The 17,187-nt window shown below is 69.5% G+C and carries 16 protein-coding genes; 1 reads left to right on the plus strand and 15 read right to left on the minus strand.

Features of this window, described 5'->3' with window-relative positions; all coding sequences use genetic code 11:
* The first annotated feature begins 95 nt into the window (after window positions 1–95).
* Entirely contained in the window at window positions 96–236 is a 141-nt protein-coding gene (locus IC605_RS13850; RefSeq protein WP_216325162.1) for a hypothetical protein, read from the plus strand.
* Between the two features lie 84 nt (window positions 237–320).
* Here IC605_RS13850 and IC605_RS13855 read toward each other — a convergent pair whose 3' ends face one another.
* From IC605_RS13855 to IC605_RS13925, 15 genes are all read right to left on the minus strand, one after another.
* Window positions 321–980, minus strand: a complete 660-nt coding sequence (locus IC605_RS13855) for a DUF5639 domain-containing protein (protein ID WP_216325165.1) — start codon at window positions 978–980, stop codon at window positions 321–323.
* Window positions 967–2,430, minus strand: coding sequence for an FAD-binding oxidoreductase (locus IC605_RS13860; protein WP_216325168.1), 1,464 nt, complete (start codon window positions 2,428–2,430; stop codon window positions 967–969). Before IC605_RS13860 ends, IC605_RS13855 begins: the two co-directional genes overlap by 14 nt.
* Window positions 2,427–3,704, minus strand: coding sequence for a glycolate oxidase subunit GlcF (glcF, locus tag IC605_RS13865; protein ID WP_216325171.1), 1,278 nt, complete (start codon window positions 3,702–3,704; stop codon window positions 2,427–2,429). Before glcF ends, IC605_RS13860 begins: the two co-directional genes overlap by 4 nt.
* Window positions 3,705–3,820: 116 nt before the next feature.
* A complete protein-coding gene (locus tag IC605_RS13870; protein ID WP_216325175.1) occupies window positions 3,821–5,014 on the minus strand; it encodes a branched-chain amino acid ABC transporter substrate-binding protein in 1,194 nt (397 codons plus the stop codon).
* 63 nt (window positions 5,015–5,077) lie between these two features.
* Window positions 5,078–6,157: a DNA polymerase IV gene (gene dinB, locus IC605_RS13875; RefSeq protein ID WP_216325180.1), complete on the minus strand. Its 1,080-nt coding sequence runs from the start codon at window positions 6,155–6,157 to the stop codon at window positions 5,078–5,080.
* 15 nt (window positions 6,158–6,172) lie between these two features.
* On the minus strand, window positions 6,173–7,390 hold the full coding sequence (locus tag IC605_RS13880) for a 23S rRNA (cytosine(2499)-C(5))-methyltransferase (RefSeq protein WP_216325183.1): 1,218 nt from the start codon (window positions 7,388–7,390) through the stop codon (window positions 6,173–6,175).
* Between the two features lie 83 nt (window positions 7,391–7,473).
* Window positions 7,474–8,667: a thiolase family protein gene (locus IC605_RS13885; protein ID WP_216325186.1), complete on the minus strand. Its 1,194-nt coding sequence runs from the start codon at window positions 8,665–8,667 to the stop codon at window positions 7,474–7,476.
* Between the two features lie 10 nt (window positions 8,668–8,677).
* Window positions 8,678–9,577, minus strand: coding sequence for a DUF4393 domain-containing protein (locus IC605_RS13890; RefSeq protein WP_216325189.1), 900 nt, complete (start codon window positions 9,575–9,577; stop codon window positions 8,678–8,680).
* Window positions 9,570–10,760, minus strand: a complete 1,191-nt coding sequence (locus tag IC605_RS13895; RefSeq protein WP_216325192.1) for an alpha/beta hydrolase family protein — start codon at window positions 10,758–10,760, stop codon at window positions 9,570–9,572. Before IC605_RS13895 ends, IC605_RS13890 begins: the two co-directional genes overlap by 8 nt.
* Before the next feature lie 4 nt (window positions 10,761–10,764).
* On the minus strand, window positions 10,765–13,098 hold the full coding sequence (locus IC605_RS13900; RefSeq protein ID WP_216325194.1) for a 3-hydroxyacyl-CoA dehydrogenase/enoyl-CoA hydratase family protein: 2,334 nt from the start codon (window positions 13,096–13,098) through the stop codon (window positions 10,765–10,767).
* Window positions 13,099–13,196: 98 nt separating this feature from the next.
* The gene (locus tag IC605_RS13905) at window positions 13,197–14,303 is read right to left on the minus strand and encodes a basic secretory family protein (protein ID WP_216325197.1); all 1,107 of its coding nucleotides are present in this window, start codon (window positions 14,301–14,303) and stop codon (window positions 13,197–13,199) included.
* A 43-nt stretch (window positions 14,304–14,346) separates the two neighbouring features.
* Window positions 14,347–14,631: a hypothetical protein gene (locus tag IC605_RS13910; protein WP_216325200.1), complete on the minus strand. Its 285-nt coding sequence runs from the start codon at window positions 14,629–14,631 to the stop codon at window positions 14,347–14,349.
* Complete coding sequence (locus IC605_RS13915; RefSeq protein WP_216325203.1) at window positions 14,628–15,380, minus strand: sulfite exporter TauE/SafE family protein; 753 nt, start codon at window positions 15,378–15,380, stop codon at window positions 14,628–14,630. The genes IC605_RS13910 and IC605_RS13915 overlap by 4 nt, the downstream gene beginning before the upstream one ends.
* A 102-nt stretch (window positions 15,381–15,482) precedes the next feature.
* Window positions 15,483–16,568 (minus strand): quinone-dependent dihydroorotate dehydrogenase, encoded by a 1,086-nt coding sequence (locus tag IC605_RS13920; RefSeq protein WP_216325207.1) that lies wholly within the window; start codon window positions 16,566–16,568, stop codon window positions 15,483–15,485.
* 94 nt (window positions 16,569–16,662) lie between these two features.
* Window positions 16,663–17,124 carry an RrF2 family transcriptional regulator gene (locus IC605_RS13925; RefSeq protein ID WP_216325210.1) on the minus strand — a complete coding sequence of 154 codons (462 nt, stop codon included), beginning with the start codon at window positions 17,122–17,124 and terminating at the stop codon, window positions 16,663–16,665.
* Window positions 17,125–17,187 lie beyond the last annotated feature (63 nt).

Below are 17,187 nucleotides of genomic sequence, written 5' to 3' on the forward strand. Positions count from 1 at the left end.
CCTGGTTGTGGCGTCCGGGAAGCATAACGCGCGGGCGTGCCGTGCTCGGCGGGGAACTATGCTGGACGCCACTGCCCCAACGATCAGGAGGTTCCATGTCCCCCTCTGACCACACGCGCTTCCAGTCCACCCCACCCGCCACCTCCGCCCAGACGATGGGGCTGGCCGCCGTGCTGATCGCCCTGGGTGCGGTCGCCCTGGCCCGTCTCCGCGCCCGGCGAAAACGGGAACCGTGAGAGGGCTCGGCAGGTCCTGACCACCCGGCGCCCCTTCCGGTCAGCAGTTGGGATGCGGAGCGAGCGAAGGTCCTGAGCCGCCTGTTACAACGCCGCTGCCAACCGCCCGAACAACGCGGGCACGGGCGGCACGCCGTCCCCGTTCACCCAGCCGAAGCGGCGGTCGCGCAGGGCAGCCCCCTCCCCCACTCCCAGTCCGTTGGGGAAGCGGGGGCGGAGGTCGAGGGGTTCGGTGACTTCACGGGCACCGGGCAGGACACCCAACCCACGCTCCACCTCCCGCGCGTGGCCGAAGTGCATCAGGTGGACCTCCGCCCCGTCCTGCCAGGCGAAGCGGGCGCCCACGTCACCCCATGCGGCGAGGTCACCGGGAGCCGCGACATGCCGCACGTTCAGGCCGGGTCGCAAACGCAGGGTGACCTCCAGCGCCTCGCCCAGGGCCCCGAAACTCCCGACGAAGGGGCGGGTGAGGTCGTAGCCCTGGACGTTTTTCACGGTGCGCCCGCCCGCCCGGACCACGCGGCCGGAGGGGGCGCGAAAGGTCACGCCGAGCACCTCCGCCCCGAAGAAAAAGGTCTGCCCGAAGCCGCCGCGCGAGACGAGGCCGCCCACGCCGCCAGGCAGTTCGACGCGCGGAAAGGGGGGAAAGAGGCCGGGCGGGAGCGCCCCGTAGACCTCCAGCAGCCCGGTCCCCCCACTCACCGTCACCGTCTGGTCGCCGGGGGAGAGGTCAAGGATGGGCATGGGCACCGTCCCCGTGTTCGTCGGGGAGAATCTTGCCGGGGTTGAGCATCCCCCGGGGGTCGAGGGCGTGCTTGACGCTCCACAGGGCGCCGAGGGTCACCGGGTCCACCGCCTCGCGCATGAAGGGCCGCTTCATGGTGCCGATGCCGTGCTCGCCGCTGAGCACCCCGCCGTGCCGGATGGCGACGAGGGCGATCTCATGCGCGAGGTCATGGACGGCCCGCGGGGACTCGCGCCGGGGGTCGAAGAGGATGTTGGGGTGGAGGTTGCCGTCGCCGATGTGCCCGAACTGCACCACGGGCAGGCCCGAGGCGTCGCCGAGCGCGCGAATCTCGCGCACCACGTCGGGGAGCACGGAGCGGGGCACCACGATGTCCTCGTTCATGCGCTGGGGGCGGATGCGGCCGAGCGCGGGCGACACGCTGCGGCGGGCCTGCCAGAGGGCGGCGCTCTCGGCGTCGGTCGCGGCGCGGCGCACGGTGCCTCCAGCTCTCAGACAGGCGGCCTCCACGAGCGCCCGTTCCTCCTCCACCGTCTCCAGGTCGTCGCCGTCGGTGTCCACCAGCAGGACGGCGCCCGCCCCCCGCGGCAGGCCGATGGCGAGGAAGTCCTCGACCGCGTTCGTGCAGGCCCGGTCCATGAATTCGAGCTTGCTCGGCACCGCCCCGGCGGCGATGGCGGCGCTGACGGCTTCGGCGGCCTCGCCCACCTCGGGGAAGCTCGCCATCAGGGTGCGGGTGTAGCGGGGGGGCGGGGTGAGGCGCAATGAAGCCTCGGTGATCAGCCCCAGCGTCCCCTCCGAGCCGATCAGCAGCCCGGCGAGGTCGTAGGCGCCGCGGGTCAGCTCGTGGACCTCGCCGCCCTCGTCCACGAACTCCAGCGCCCTCACGTAGTCGCCCGTCACCCCGTACTTGAAACACATCGGCCCGCCCGCGTTCTCGCCGAGGTTGCCGCCGATGGTGCTCGTGCGGAAGGAGGCCGGGTCGGGGGGGTAGATCAGGCCGTGAGGCCGCGCCTTCTCGGTCACCGAGAGGGTCACCACGCCCGATTGCGCCCGCGCCTCACGCCGCTCCGGGAAGACCGTGAGCCCCGTCATGCGGGTGAACGAGATCACCAGCGACTCTTGCAATGGGGCCGCCCCGCCGCTCAGGCCGCTCGCCGCGCCGCGCCCCACGATGGGCACCCTCGCCGCCCGCGCCGCCCGCACCGCCACCACCACGTCCGCCGTCGATTCGGGCAGCACGACCGCGAGGGGCGTCTCCCCGAACTGAATCGCGTCGTAACGGTAGTTCAGGCGCTCGGAGCGGGCGCTGAGCACCTTCTTGGGGCCGAGCAGGTGGGTCAACTCGGCGGCGAGGGGGTTGTCCGGCGCCCCGTTCGAGACGGGCTTGGGGGCGGGGGAGGTGGTGTTCAGGGCGACTTTCTCCGGGGTTCTCCTTCGGACGGTCACAGTTCCCCCCGGTACGCCAGGTCCAGCACCTCGACCGTGTGCATCACCGGCACCCAGCTCCCCTGACGGCGCACGTGGCTCTGAATCTGGGTGTGGCAGCCGATGTTGCCGCTGGCGATCAGGTCGGGGGTGGTCGACAGGATGTTCCCCGCCTTGCGGACTCCGAGCCCGTTCGCCAGTTCGGGCTGTTCGAGGTTGTACGTGCCCGCCGAGCCGCAGCACAGGTCGCCCTCCGGCACCTCCGCGACCGTCACGCCGGGGATGGCGCGCAACAGTTCGCGGGGGGCCAGCCGAATTTTCTGCGCGTGGGCGAGGTGGCAGGCGTCGTGGTAGGCGACGGTGAGGGGCCGCGAGGTGGGCATGGGCCGCTCCAGGTCACCCTCGCGCAACAGGTGCCCCAGATACTCGGAGACGTCTTGCACCTTGGCGGCGAAGGCCCGCGCCCGTTCCTCGTCCGGAAGGCCGTGCAAGACGACCGGGTATTCCTTGAGGCCCGCCCCGCAACCCGCCGCGTTGGAGAGGATGGCGTCGTAGTCGCCGGGGTCGAAGGCGCCCAGGTTCTGACGGACCAGCCGCAGCGCCTCGTCGCGGGCGCCCGTGTGGAGGGCGGCGGCCCCGCAGCAGCCCTGGCCTTCCGGGATCACGACCTCGATGCCGTTGCGGGCGAGTACCCGCAGGGTCGCGGCGTTGAAGTTGGGCGTGAGGGCCTGCTGGGCGCACCCGGCGAGGAAGGCGACCCGGCCCCGCCTCTTGCCCCTGGCGGGCGTGAACTCGGCGCTGGGCTGCATCGCCGGGACCCGCTCGGGCAGCAGGTCCATCGGGGCGCGCAGGGCGGCGGGCAGCAGGGGCGCGAGCGGTTTGGCGTACTGGCCGACCCTCGCGGCCACGCTGAAAACCCTTGGCGCGGGAAGAATCTTCAAGATGGCGGCACGTTTGGCGCGGTCGAGGGGCGAGCGTTCACGCTGCGGCTCGCTCCAGCCCCGGAAGCTGGTGATGAGTTCGCCGTAGGGGACACCGCTGGGGCACGCGGTCACGCACGCCTGACAGCCCAGGCAGCGGTCGAGGTGGGGGGCGGCGTCTTCGAGAGGGAGCGCGCCCTCCAGCACCTCCTTCATCAAGACGATGCGCCCGCGCGGGGAGTCCATCTCGTCGCCGAGGAGGGCGTAGGTCGGGCAGGCGGGGAGGCAGAAGCCGCAGTGAACGCAGGCGTCCACGGCGTGCGCCATCACCTCGCCCTGTGGCCCCAGTTGGAGCACGGGAATGTCGTTGTTCACGGGCGGGCCCTCATGACCAGCAGGATAGGCGGGGGCGGCGAGGACAAAAGGGAGTCATGTAGCCCGCCCCCTGACCTCTCCCCCGGTGCCGCCCGGAGGACCCGCCCGGGCCGCCCTCACTTCAGGCTGTCGGCCGAGACGATCTGGATTTTGGCGACCTGGGGCTGCAACACGTCGTCGAAGCGCATGACCAGCAGGCGGGAGCGCAGACGCTCACCCGTGCTCGAGAAGCCGATGGCGCCCGTGACCGTGACGCAACGGCTGTTGTCTCCGGCGAAGCAGGCGGGCAGGGTGGCCCGGCGCACGGCCTCACTCACCTGGGCGCGGGTGGGCAGGCCACCCCGGCCGGTCAACGCCGTCTTGATCGCCGTGATCAGCGTGTTCGTCGCGTCGTAGGCGTAGACCGACAGGCCTTCGGGCTTGGCCTGGTAGGCCGCCCGGTCCTTGTCGGCGAACTCGAGCCCGCTGGAAAAGGAGCTCACCGACCCGAATACGGTCGTGTAGATCACGCCCGCCCCGGCGAGACCGGCCTGCTGCAAAAACTTGCTGGAGTCCAGGCCGTCTCCCCCCATGAAGGGAACCTTGATTCCCGCCGCACGCAACGCCTTGACCAGTCCGGCCCCGACATCGTAGGTCCCCCCGAAGTAAACGGCATCCGCGCCGCTGGCCCCGACCTTTCTCACCACGTCGGCGATCTGGGCAGCGTTGGACACGCCGACGTAGGCGGGAACGCCCACCTTGCGCCCCTTCAGCGTGCCCATCAGGATTTTGCTGAGGCCGTTGCCGGAGGTGGTGTTGTCGGAGATCACGAAGACGGATTTTGCCTTCAACTCGTCGGCCAGAGAGTTGGCCGCCGCCACCCCCTGGGCGCCGTCCGGGGCCACCACGCGGCTGAAGTGCGTCCAGTTGTTGTGCGTGAGTCCGTCGTTGGTGCTGCCCGGCGAGATGATGGCGAGCCTGGCGGGGGCGAACCCCTGCGCCAACGCCCTCGAGACGCTGGAGTTGTAGGCCCCCACCACGCCCAGAACGCTCCGGTCGGCCACGAGGGTCCTGGCGAGCCCGGCACCCACGGTGGCGGAGGCCTGATCGTCGTAGGTCACCAGCACCAGCTCGTGCCCCAGGGCCCTCAGCGCCCCCACCTGCCCCCGGACCGCCAGCTCGGCCCCGCGCCTGATCTCCGTGCCGAAGCCGCTCACGTCGCCGCTCATCGGGCCCACCACGGCGATCTTGATGGTGGCGGCCTGGGCCGCGCCCGCGAGCAGCGCGGCGGCGAGCATGGAGGAGAGAAACCGGAAGCTCTGTTGACCCATCCCTCAGAGGAAGAACCCCGGCTCACGGGGCCCTTCCTTCCCGGAGCGGGCACGCGAGGTCTCTCACGCCAGAGGCAGGCCGAAGAGGGTGGGGGGAGGGTCGGTGGGGGGGCCCAGCCCGGAGACGGTGATCCCCACGAGCCGCACCCCCCGGCCACCGATCAGCTCGGCGCTCACGAGGCGGGCGGCGGCGCGGCCGAGCGTCCCCGCGTCGCGCACCGGGTACCCCAGGGTGACCCGCCGCGTCACGACGGCCCGGCTGTCGAACCTCAGCTTGAGGATGACCACCCGCCCTGAGAGCCCCGCCCGGGTGAGCCGCCCCTCCACCGCCCGGGCGAGGTCCGGCAGCACGCCGCACACCTGCTCGGCGGTCCGCAGATCGTCCGCGTAGGTCTCCTCCGTCCCGATGCTCACGGGCGCGCGGCCAGGCTCCACCGGGCGGTCGTCCTGCCCCCGGGCGATGCGGGCGAAATGCTCACCGACCCGGCCAAACCACGCCACGAGCTGCGCGGGCGGTGTGGCGCGCAGGTCCGCCCCGGTGTGGACGCCGTGCGCGGCGAGTTTGGCGGCGGTCGCCGGACCGATGCCGTGGAAGGCTCCGGTGGGCAGGGCCGCCAGCAGCGTATCCGCCTCCCCCGGCAACAGCAGGGTCAGGCCGTCGGGCTTGTTCATGCCGCTCGCCAGCTTCGCCAGGAACTTGTTGACGCTCACCCCCGCCGTGGCGGTGAGGCCGGGCCGGGCGTGAATCTCGGCGCGGATGCTCTCGGCGATGCGGGTCGCGCTCGGCCCGCCCTGAAGCGGCGCGGTCACGTCGAGGTACGCCTCGTCCAGCGACAGCGGCTCGACGAGCGGCGTGTAGGCGGCGAAGATGTCCCGCACCCCCGCGCTCACCTCGCGGTAGGCGTCGAATCTCGGCTCCACGACGACCAGACCGGGGCAGCGTTCGAGGGCGCGGTAGAGGGGCATGGCGCTGCGCACCCCGTACACCCGCGCCTCGTAGCTCGCGGTCAGGACCACCGAGCGTTTGCCGCCCCAGGCGACGGCGAGGGGACGCCCACGCAGCCGGGGCTCGTCCCGCTGTTCCACCGACGCGTAAAAGGCGTCCATGTCCACGTGGATGATCTTGCGCGGCGCCCCTTCCACCCGGGCAGTCTAGGCTCAGGCTTCGAGCTGGAGGTAAATGGCCTTGAGGTACTCCGCCTCGGGAAAGGTCGCCCGGTGGTCGGGCGCGTGGCGGGTGGTGGCGAGCTCGCGCCACCTCCGGCCCGAGCGGTCTGCCGCCGCCCTCACCACGTCCCAGAACTCCTCGGCGCCGACGTGGGCCGAGCACGAGGCGCTCACCAGGACGCCGCCCGGCGCAAGCCGCCGCAGGCCGTCCGCCGCCAGCTTGCCGTAGGCCCGGATCGCTCCCGTCCGCTCCGCCTCGCGCCGGGCGAGGGAGGGGGGGTCGAGCACGATCAGGTCGAACCCGCGCCGCGTGTCCGCGAGCCAGTGAAACACGTCCGCCTGCACGGTCTCGTGGCGGGCGGCAGCGACCCCGGGATCGTCCGCGTTCAGGACGACGTTGCGTTCCGCACTCGCCAGGGCGTGCGCGCTGAGGTCGAGGCTGACGACCTCGGATGCCCCGCCCCGCGCCGCGTACAGCGAGAAGCCCCCGGAAAAGGAAAAGGCATTCAGCACCCGCCGCCCCCGCGCGAGGTCCCCCACCCGGCGGCGGTTCTCGCGCTGGTCGAGGAAAAAGCCCGTTTTCTGCCCGCGCACCACGTCCGCCTCGAATCGAATGCCCGACTCATGGAAGATGACCGGGCCGTCCGGCTCCCGCCCCACCAGCGTCAGGCCGTCGTGGAGGCCCACCTCCCCCGCCGCGTCCCCGATGTTGCGGCTGAGGCGCAGGACGACCCGGAAGCCGGGGAAGCGCGTCTCCAACAATCCCAGCAGCAGGGGCAGGTGCGGAAACCACGCCGCCGTGTACAGCTTGAGAACGAGCGTGGCCGCGTACCGGTCCACCACCGCGCCGGGAAAGCCGTCCGACTCGCCGTTCACCACCCGGTAGCCGTCGGTATCGGGGCCGAAGAGGGGGGCGCGCCGCGAGAGGGCCGCGTCCAGCCGGGCCGCCCACCACGCCTCATCGACGGTGACGGGCGAACCCGCGTGCAGCACCCGCAGCCGCAGCGGTGAGGAGGGGTCGTACAGGCCGAGGGCGAGGAAGCGGTCGCGGCGGTCGTATACCACCGCCAGTTCTCCGGCCTCGCCCTCCCGGTTTTGTTCGCGCACGCTTCCCTCGTAGAGCCAGGGGTGCCCCGCCCGGAGGTGCGATTCCGCCGCCGCCGTTACGCGCAGGCGGAGGCGGGCAGGCTTGGCGACAGAGACGGACATGGGCGGAGGGTAGCGCAGGCGGCAGCAACGAAAAGGGACGGGTGGAGTCTCCCCCACCACGTCCCGTGATCCCCTTCCGGCGCTCAGTCGGCTGCCTGCTCCTCCGGGAACACCTCGATCACGCCCGCCGCGCCCATGCCGCCGCCGATGCACATGGTGATCAGCGCCTTGCCGCCGCCCCGGCGCCGCAGCTCGTAGATCGCGGTCGCCGTGAGCTTAGCGCCCGAGCAGCCGAGGGGATGCCCCAGGGCGATGGCGCCGCCGTTCACGTTCATCTTCTCCTCGTTGAAGCCGAGTTCGCGGGCCACGGCGAGGCTCTGGGCCGCGAACGCCTCGTTCAGCTCGATCAGGTCGATATCATCGAGGGTCAGGCCCGTCTGGGCGAGCACCTTCGGCACGGCGCGCACGGGACCGATGCCCATGAGTTCAGGCTCCACGCCCGCCACGGCGAAGCCGAGGAACTTCGCCAGGGGCTTCACGCCGAGTTCCTGCGCCTTCTCGCCGCTCATCACGAGGACGGCGGCTGCCCCGTCGCTGAAGGGGCTGGAGTTGGCGGCACTCACCGAGCCGGTCGCCTTGAAGGCCGGGCGCACCTTCGCCATGTCCTCCAGGTTGGCGTCGCGGCGGATCAGCTCGTCCTTGTCGAAGCTGATGGTCTCGGACTTGACCTTAGTGCCCTTCACCTTGTCCACGCGGACGGGCACGGGCACGATCTCCTCGGCGAACTTGCCGGAGTCCTGGGCCGCCGCCGCGCGCTGGTGAGAGCGGAGGGCGAAGGCGTCCTGGTCCTCGCGGCTCACGCCGTACTTGGCGGCCACGTTCTCGGCGGTCAGGCCCATGCCGATGTAGGCGCCGGGGCGCTCGTCCACGAGGTCGGGGTTGGGGCTGGGGTTGTGGCCGGTCATGGGGACCATGCTCATGCTCTCCACGCCGCCCGCCAGCATCACATCCGCCTGCCCGGTCTGGATCGCCGCCGCCGCCATAGCGATGGTCTGGAGGCCGCTGGAGCAGAAGCGGTTGATCGTCACGCCACCCACGGAGTCGGGCATCCCCGCCCGCAGCGCAGCCATGCGCGCCACGTTCAGGCCCTGCTCGGCCTCGGGGATGGCGCACCCCAGGTACACGTCCTCCACGATGGAGGCGTCCACGCCCGCACGCTTCACGGCCTCGGACAGCACGAGGGCGGCGAGGTCGTCGGGGCGGGTGTTGGCGAGGGTGCCTTTGACGCCGCGACCGACGGGGGTACGAACGGCAGAAACGATGACAGCATCACGCATAGGCATAGTTCTACTCCTCCTCACTTTCGTCTACTGCAACACAGGCACTAACAAAGTTTCTTCCCAATTTTGTCAAATACCCGACTTCATAATCCATGTCATACCTAAAATCTTCCAGAACAGCACCAGAAAACCTTGTTATAGCCGCATCTACATCTTGTGTAAAGGGGCCGAGCGAATTTCCACTGACAACCTCTCTGTAGTCGTCCTCAAACCTAATTATTCCAAGACGTTCTAGGTTGTCTATCTGGGCAAACATGTTGTTCGAATCATATTCCTTCGGGTACACGTAACCAACATAGGACCAATCTCTGCCAGGGGAGCGAGATTTAGCATCCTCGAAACGAATCAACCTCCATGAGTTTAATTCAATAGGGGTATCAAATATACTCACATCAACATCACTATAATTCCTTGGGTCTATATAGATTTTTATTATTGGCAAACTTTCTGGGAACTCTCCGTTGATCCAATCAGAAGAGTAATTCTGTATTAACCGTGCCTCTTCCGCATCCAACTGCCTTATTATTTCTACAAAGGCAGGGTGGGCTTTTGAATTAACATCACAGGACGACGCGAGCAGATTGGCGAACATCTTTCTCAATTCGTCTTCAAACACGCTGTATTCGAGAGATTGAACTATTGGTCCTAGCATTTTTGGAGAAGGAAGTGTTTTGTCCTCTTCTTTAATCTTGTCGAATCGCTCCTTATACTCCTTCTCGAATTGAGCGACTTTATCTTCCCACTTAATGTCAAGAACTTTGCCCCAAAATCTCGGATAGTAGGAAATAGCCTTGAACACGAAACCTATCGTTTCGCCAAGATTGGAGACAGATGGCTTGAGTCCATCTTCATATACACCTTCAGCGAACTTACCGAAAAACTTATCGCTAGGACTTTCTTCAGGCATTAACCACCTCAACTTCTGACAACACCCGCGCCACGAACCTCTCCAGCGCCGCGTCGTACTTCTCCGGGTCGATGTTCCAGCAGCGGATGTGCTTGGCGCCCTCGACCCGGTGGTACTCCACCAGATCGGGGCGGGCGGCGGCGAGGGCGTCCGCCTGCCCCACCGGAATGGTGCGGTCGCGGGTGCCATGCCACAGGAGGATGGGCACCCGGAAGGTGGGGGCAGCCCTGATCTGGTCCACCGCGTCGAAGTCCTGGCCGCTGCGGCGAGTGACGACGTACTGCACGAAGGTCGCCACGTGCCGCGCCACGAAGGGCGGCAGACCGTACCGCTGCCCCTGCCAGCGGATGGTCGCGCGCCAGTCGAGGACCGGGCAGTCGAGCATCACGCCCAGAACGGGAAGGGGGAACGGCTCGTGCTTGGGCCGCAGCACGCTCAGGACGATATTGCCGCCCATGCTGAAGCCGTACAGCACCGCCCGCCGGTAGCACGCCTCCTTCGCCCATTGGAGGGCCGCCAGCACGTCCTCGGCCTCCTCGTCGCCCAGGGTGTGAAAGCCGTTCTGGGAACGCGGGGCACCAAAGGCGTTGCGGAAGGTGACGAAGAGGGAGCCCGCACCCGTGCGCCGGAGTGCCGGAAGCATCCTGAGCGCCTGCGACCGCTGCCCGCCGTGCCCGTGGACGACGATCACAATGGCGTCTCGCTCGCCCGAGACAGGCGGGATTTGCCAGGCGGGCATGTCTCCCAAGGGCGTGCTGACAACGGTGTTCTCGTACTCCACGCCCAGTTGCGCCGGGGTGCCGTTGTAGACGAAGGAGGAGGCCCAGGCAATGGCTCCGTTCGGCAGGAGGCCGCGTTCCTCCTGAATCTCCCGCCGCACAAGCGTCCCCACAATTCCCGCCGGGCCTAGGATCGCGTGCCCCCGGTTGGGCCGCAGGGGCACGATGCCGATGACCCCGCGCGAGAGCGTTTCGGGCGAGGCGGGCAGGTAGATCGAGTTGCCCCGCCGCCCCACAGGCACGAACGTCCCTTTCACCCAGCGCGTCTTGGACCGCAGGGTGATGTCGGCGCCCACGAACGCCCCGACCGCCAGCAGGGCGGCGTAACCCAGGGCGGCCCAGGCGGCGACGCGGCGCTTGCGGACGTGGCGCAGACGGTCGAGGAGACGGGGACGCTCGTTCATTGGCTCAGTTTCGCAGGGGCTTGCCCGTCTTGAGCATGTGGGCAATCCGGTCCTGCGTGCCCTTCTTGCCCAGCAGGGTGAGGAAGGCGTCGCGTTCGAGGTCGAGGAGGTGCTGCTCGCTGACCTTCGCGGTGCGGTTGTTGCCCGTGCCGCCGGAGAGGACGCGGGCGAGCTGCTTGCCCACCTCGGCGTCGTACTTGCTGGCGTACCCGCCCTCCGTCATGCCGTACAACGCGAGCTTGACGGCAGCGATGGCGGCGTCGCCCATAACCGGGATGTCTTGGCGCGGCGTGGGCTGCACGTAACCGGGCGCGAGGGCGAGGACCTGTCGCTTGGCCTCCTCGATGATCCGGTTCTTGTTCATGGCGATGGTGTCGTGGTCGCGCAGAAAGCCGAGCTTGCGGGCTTCGAGGGCGCTCGTGGAGACCTTCGCCGTGCCGATCAGTTCAAAGGCACGCTGGACGGCGGGCAGGAGGGGCTGGCCGGGCTGGAGCTGGTCCGTGAAGCGCAGCAGCATCTCCTTCGTGCCGCCGCCGCCGGGGATCAGACCGACGCCGACCTCCACGAGCCCCATGTACGTCTCCGCGCTGGCGACGATGTGGTCCGCGTGGATGGAGAACTCGCAGCCGCCGCCGAGCGCGAGGCCGAAGGGCGCGGCGACCGTGGGGTGGGGGCTGAAGCGCATGGAGGTCGTGACCTGCTGGAACTGCTTGATCGCGCTGTCCAGCTCGTCCCACTCCTCGGCCTGCGCCTGCGCGAGGATCAGCGGAAGGTTCGCCCCCGCGCTGAAGTTCTCGCCCTGGTTGCCGAGGACGAGGCCCGCGTAACCCATCTCCCCCACGAGCTTGTGGGCGTCCTGCACGGCACGGAGTTGGTCTTCCCCCAGCGCGTTCATCTTCGCGTGCCACTCCACGAGGAGCACGCCGTCGCCGAGATCCACGATGCTCGCGCCCGCCCGCTTCTTGACGACCTTCGTCCCGTCCTTCTTCAGGTCGGTCAGGATGAAGTAGGGCGCCTCGTACCGCGTGGGCTCGCCCGTCGGCGTGACTGTCGTGTCGCCTTGGTAGAAGCGTTCGCGCCCCGAGTCCTTCATGGCTTGCAGGAGGGGCGGGAGGGTGCGGCCTTCCGCTTCCAGGTTGGCAATGACGGTCTGGACGCCCAAGGTGTCCATCGTCTCGAAGGGGCCTTCCTCCCAGCCGAAGCCCCACTTCAAGGCGTTGTCGATGTCCTGAAGGCGGCCTGAGACGACCCCAGCCATCTTCGCCGCATACCAGAAGCCGTCGTTCATCACGCCGCGCAGGAAGTCGCCTTCCTTGCCCTCGGCATTGTAGAGGGCTTTCACGCGGGCGGCGCGGGGCTGACTCTTCACTGCCTCCACGGCGGGCACGCTGACCTTGCCCCGGTCCTCGTACTCCAGGGTGTCGAGGTTGAGGCTCAGAATCTTGGTCTTGCGGCGCTCGTCCTTCGTCTTCTTGTAGAAGCCGCTGCCCGTCTTGTCGCCGAGCCACTTCTTCTCTTCCACGAGACGGCGGAAGGTGTCGGTGAGGCTGAAGTCCTCATCCTCCGGCGTGGCTTTCCCGAGGTCGTTCGCCACGTGGTAGATGATGTCCAGGCCGCTCAGGTCGGCGGTGCGGAAGGTCGCACTCTTGGCGCGTCCGAGGGCCGGGCCGGTGAGCTGGTCCACCTCGTCCGGCGTCAGGCCCGTGCGCTCCATGTGCTTCATCGCGCGGATGATCCCGTAGACACCAATACGGTTGGCGACGAACCCGGGCACGTCGTTGGCGACGACCACACCCTTGCCGAGCGTGTGGTCCGCGAACTCGGAGAAGGTTCTCAGGACCTCGGGGTCGGTCTTCGGCGTCGGGATGACTTCGAGGAGGTGCAGGTAGCGCGGCGGGTTGAAGAAGTGCGCGCCCACGAAGCGCCGCTGGAAGTCCTCGCCCCGGCCCTCGATCTGGAGGTGCATGGGGATACCACTGGAGTTGGAGGAGATGATCGCCGTCTTCTTGGCGACGCCCTCCACCCGCGCCCAGAGGTCCCGCTTGGCGCCCAGCTTCTCGATGATCGCTTCGAGAATCCAGTCGGCGTCCTTGAGCTTCCCGAGGTCGTCCTCCAGGTTCCCGGGGGTGATGAGCGAGGCCCGCGCCGGGTCCATGAAGGCGGCGGGGCTGGCCTTGAGCGCCCGCTGGATGCCCGCCTTTGCAAGGAAATTACGGTCCGGCTGGTCCGGCAACACGATGTCGAGGAGCGTAACGGGAATGCCCGCGTTGGCGAGCTGGGCGGCGATGGCGGCCCCCATCACGCCCGCGCCGATGACGGCGGCTTTCTGTATCTTCATGCGACCTCCGGTAGCTGTAGCTGGATTCTTGAACTCAGTTCAAACTTTAGGACGCGCACGAGGGTTTGTCCACCCGGAAGGGCACAAACGGGATGGGCTCAGCGTGCGGCGAGCCAAGTTCGGGCGGCGGTTTCCAGGGCGGCGAAGGACGAGAACCCGGCTCCCCGGGCGGCGGCGTCGGACTCCCCTGTCTGGGCGAACGCTCGCGCGAGTTGCCACGGTCCCTCCTTGCCCCGGGTCGCCGCCAGGTATTCCACGACTCCGAGCCCCTGGCGGTAGGCGTTGTCCCAGCGGGCCTCGGGCACGTTCGGGAAGTCGGCAAGTTCACCCAAAGGCACCCAGCCCGAGCGGGCGTAGCCGTTCACCCGGCTCTGCCACGCCTGCCAGCCCCGCTCGGTCACGAAGGTGCGGGCCGCGAAGTTCGCCAGCCCCTCGTGCAGCCACCAGGGGATGCGCTTGTCCCGGCCTGGACCCGCCGCCAGCCCCACGGCGAGGTGGGTGAACTCGTGCGTGAGCACCCGCAAGGTCGCCCCCTCGACCTCCGCCGCCGTGCCGCCCGGCATGACGAGCTTGATCGCCTCGCCCGGCTCGTTCCAGCCCGCGACGGGGGGTAGAGAGAGGTAAACGCTGGCGCTGAGGCTCGGCGAGTCCGGATAGACCTTGACCACGGCGTCCGGGGGCACGGGCAGACCGAGGACGTTCTTGACCTCCTGGGCGGCGCGGGGCAGCAGCGGGGCGAGGGGAGACACCCGTTCGGGCAGGCCCGGCACGCGCAGGGCGAGCAGTGAGCCCGTCTCCGTCTTCACGGGTATGAACGCCTCTCCCGCGTACCGCCAGACCTCCCCCACCCGCACGAGCTGAACGGGCAGCGTGACGCGGCTCGCCTGCCCCTCCGACGGGCCCCTCCCCTCGGGCACGCGCGTCCACGTGAGGGTGAGACTTACGTCGGCCCGCGAGCCCTCCTGCCCAAGCTCGCTGAAGGTGTAGGTCACGTCGGCGGGCGTCCGGCGTGCGAGGTCCGCCGCGAAATTCGCGCCCTCGACGGTGAAAGTTCCGCTCGGGGCGAGGAGGTTGCGGTAGGCCGCGGCGTCTCCGGCACGGGCGGCCTGCTGAAGGGCCTGGGCCAACTCCTGCGGCGTGCGTTGCGCGAGGGCGGCGGGGCCAAGCAGCGTCAGGCCCACGAGGAGGGCGGCACGAAAGGTCATGCCCCAGCTTAGAGAAGGTGGTGGGGCGGGCGCCGACCTCGCATCACCCTCCGGGGAGGAAGCCCTTGACCACGAACACGACCGCCAGCCCCGCCAGCGCAGCGAGGGCAGCAATGCTCAGGCGGCGGTCCCTCTTCCACGCCCCCAACGCCACCCACACGGCGGCGAGGACGGGCACGAGCGCCACGGCCACCACGCCGAGGAAAGCGTAACCCGGCAGCAAAACGCCCAGGGCAAGGAGCACCACGGCTACCCAGAAGCCCGCCGGGTAGAGCCAGGCCGGCAGGCCCGCGAGTTCGGTGTCCGGTTTCGTCTCGGAAGGCGTCACCCGTTCCCCCAGTATTTCCACAGCAGTTGCCCCGCCGTGAAGATCAGGAGCAGGCTGAAAAAGAGCTTGAGCTGTGCGGCGGGAATGCGGCTTTGCAACCCCGCCCCCGCCCGCGCCCCGATGAGGACGCCGAGCGCCACCCCCGCCGCGAGACGCACGTCGAGGAGTCCGCCCGCCTGGTAGACGAGCGCATTGCCCACGGCCGTCAGGCCCATGATGAAGGTGCTCGTGGCGATGGCCTGCCGGATGGGCACCCCCGCGAGGAGGTTGAGCACCGGCACCTGCACCGTCCCGCCGCCGATGCCCAGCAGGCCGCTCATCACGCCCGCGAAGGTCATGGCCGGGGGCACGAGGCGGCTGGGGGGACGCTCGACCTCCACCCGCCTGAGCCCGCGCAGCAGGTTGTACGCGGAATAGAGCAGCAGCAGCGCGAAGACGGTCGCCACCGCCCGGGCGGGCAGGACGAGGCCCAGGAAGCTGCCCAGCGCCCCGCCCAGGATGGTATAGGGCGAGAGGAGGTAGCCCGTCCGCGCCCGCACCAGTCCCTGCCGGAGGTAACTCGCCGCGCCGCTCAGGCCCACCGCCAGCACCCCGATCTGCGACACGGCGACCGCCTGCCCGATGGTGATCTCGCGCCCGAACTGCGGCAACACGAATTCCAGCGCGGGCACGACGACCACGCCGCCGCCGAGGCCCAGGATGGCGCCCAGCACCCCGGCGAGCAGGCCCACGGCGATGACGGCGAGCATCAAGGAAAGATCACGTGAGGGAGGCTAACACGGGTCGGGGCCGGGCGCCGCGCCGCCACGTTGCCCTTCTGTTCAGGGAAGGGGCGCGGCCCCGGCGCCTGCTCACGTCCCTGCGCCCACCGCCCCCGCCACGTTCGTGAAGCCGTCGCGCTCCAGCAGCGCCGCCAGCCCCCGGTTCAGGCGCCGGGGCAGCCCCGGCCCCTCGTAGATCAGCGCCGTGTACACCTCGGCGAGGCTGGCCCCAGCGCGAATCTTGGCATAGGCGTCCTCCGGGGTGAACACGCCGCCCACCCCGACGATGGGCACCCGCCCACGCGTGAGCCGGTAGGCGTCCCGCACGAGGGCCGTGCTGCGCTCGGTCAGGGGACGCCCGCTCAGCCCGCCCGCCTGAGTGCGGTGAGGGTGGGTCAAGCCGTCGCGGCTCAGGGTGGTGTTGCTGACGATCAGGCCGTTCGCCCCGGCGGCGAGCACCGCCCCCACGCTCGCCTCGAAGTCGGCGGGGTGCAGGTCGGGGGCGAGCTTGACGAGGACGGGGGGCGAACGGCGGGCGGTGCGGACGCGGGCCGTCTCCACCTCGTCCAGCACGGCGCGCACGAGGTCGGCGAGGTCGTCCGCCGCCTGGAGGGCCCGCAGGCCCGGCGTGTTCGGGGAGCTGACGTTGACCACGAAGCCGTCCGCCACCTCGAAAAGCGCGCGGACGCAGGCGCGGTAATCCTCCACCGCGCGCTCGTTCGGCGTGGCCTTGTTCTTGCCGACGTTCACCCACACGGGGGCGAGGCGGGCGGGCAGCGCGGCGAGGCGGGCGCGCAGGGCCTCGGCGCCCGCGTTGTTGAAGCCCATGCGGTTGATGAGCGCCATGTCCCCCGGCAGGCGGAAGAGGCGGGGCCGCCCGTTGCCCGGCTGCGCGAGGGGCGTGACCGTGCCGACCTCCAAGAAGCCGAAGCCCAGCGCCCAGAAGGCGGGCACGGCCTCGCCGTTCTTGTCGAGCCCCGCCGCCAGCCCCACCGGGGAGGCGAAGGGTCGGCCCCACAGCGTCTGGGCGAGCCGGGGGTCGGCCTGGGCACCGAGGCGGCGGGCGAGGCCCGGCCACGCGGGCACGCGCGACGCCACGCCGAGGGCCCGCAGGGTGAGGTGGTGGGCGTCCTCCGCGTCCAGGCGGAAGAGGGCGGGCTTGAGGCGGCGGTACATCCCCAGCAGGATACGAAGGGACAGCCTCCGCTTCCCGGACGTCTGCCCCAAAGAGACATCCCGCCGTGATGGCGGGAAGCCAGGGGCACAGGTCTCAGAGGCGCGGCGCGGCGAACGTCGGTTCGAGCTGCACGAGGCGGGCGTGCTCCTGGCGCTCGCTCTCGTGGATCAGGTCGGCGAGGGTGGTGCCGCCGAGCACGTCGCGTAGGGCGGTGTCCACCCGCTGCCACAGGTCCACCGTGCCGCAGACCTGGCCCCGGTCGCAGACATGATCTTCCTCCACGCACGACACGGGCGCGATGCTGCCCTCCATCGCCGTGACGACCTCATAGGCGTTGATGGCCGACGCCGGGCGGGCGAGCCGGTACCCGCCGTGGGCGCCCCGCACGCTCTTGATAAAGCCCGCGCGGCGCAGGTTGCTGGCGATCTGCTCCAGGTAGTGCTGGCTGATGCCCTGGCGCCCGGACACGTCCTTGAGCGGCACGGCCTCCCCGCCCCGCCGTCCGATCTCGATCAGGGCGCGCAGACCGTACTGTGCTTTGGTCGAGACCCACATGGGGACATTCTACCCGGAAATCCGGGCGAGGAGGAGGGGATTCCCGGCAATTGGTCGGGGCCG

Source organism: Deinococcus aestuarii (assembly GCF_018863415.1).
GTDB classification, from domain to species: domain Bacteria; phylum Deinococcota; class Deinococci; order Deinococcales; family Deinococcaceae; genus Deinococcus; species Deinococcus aestuarii.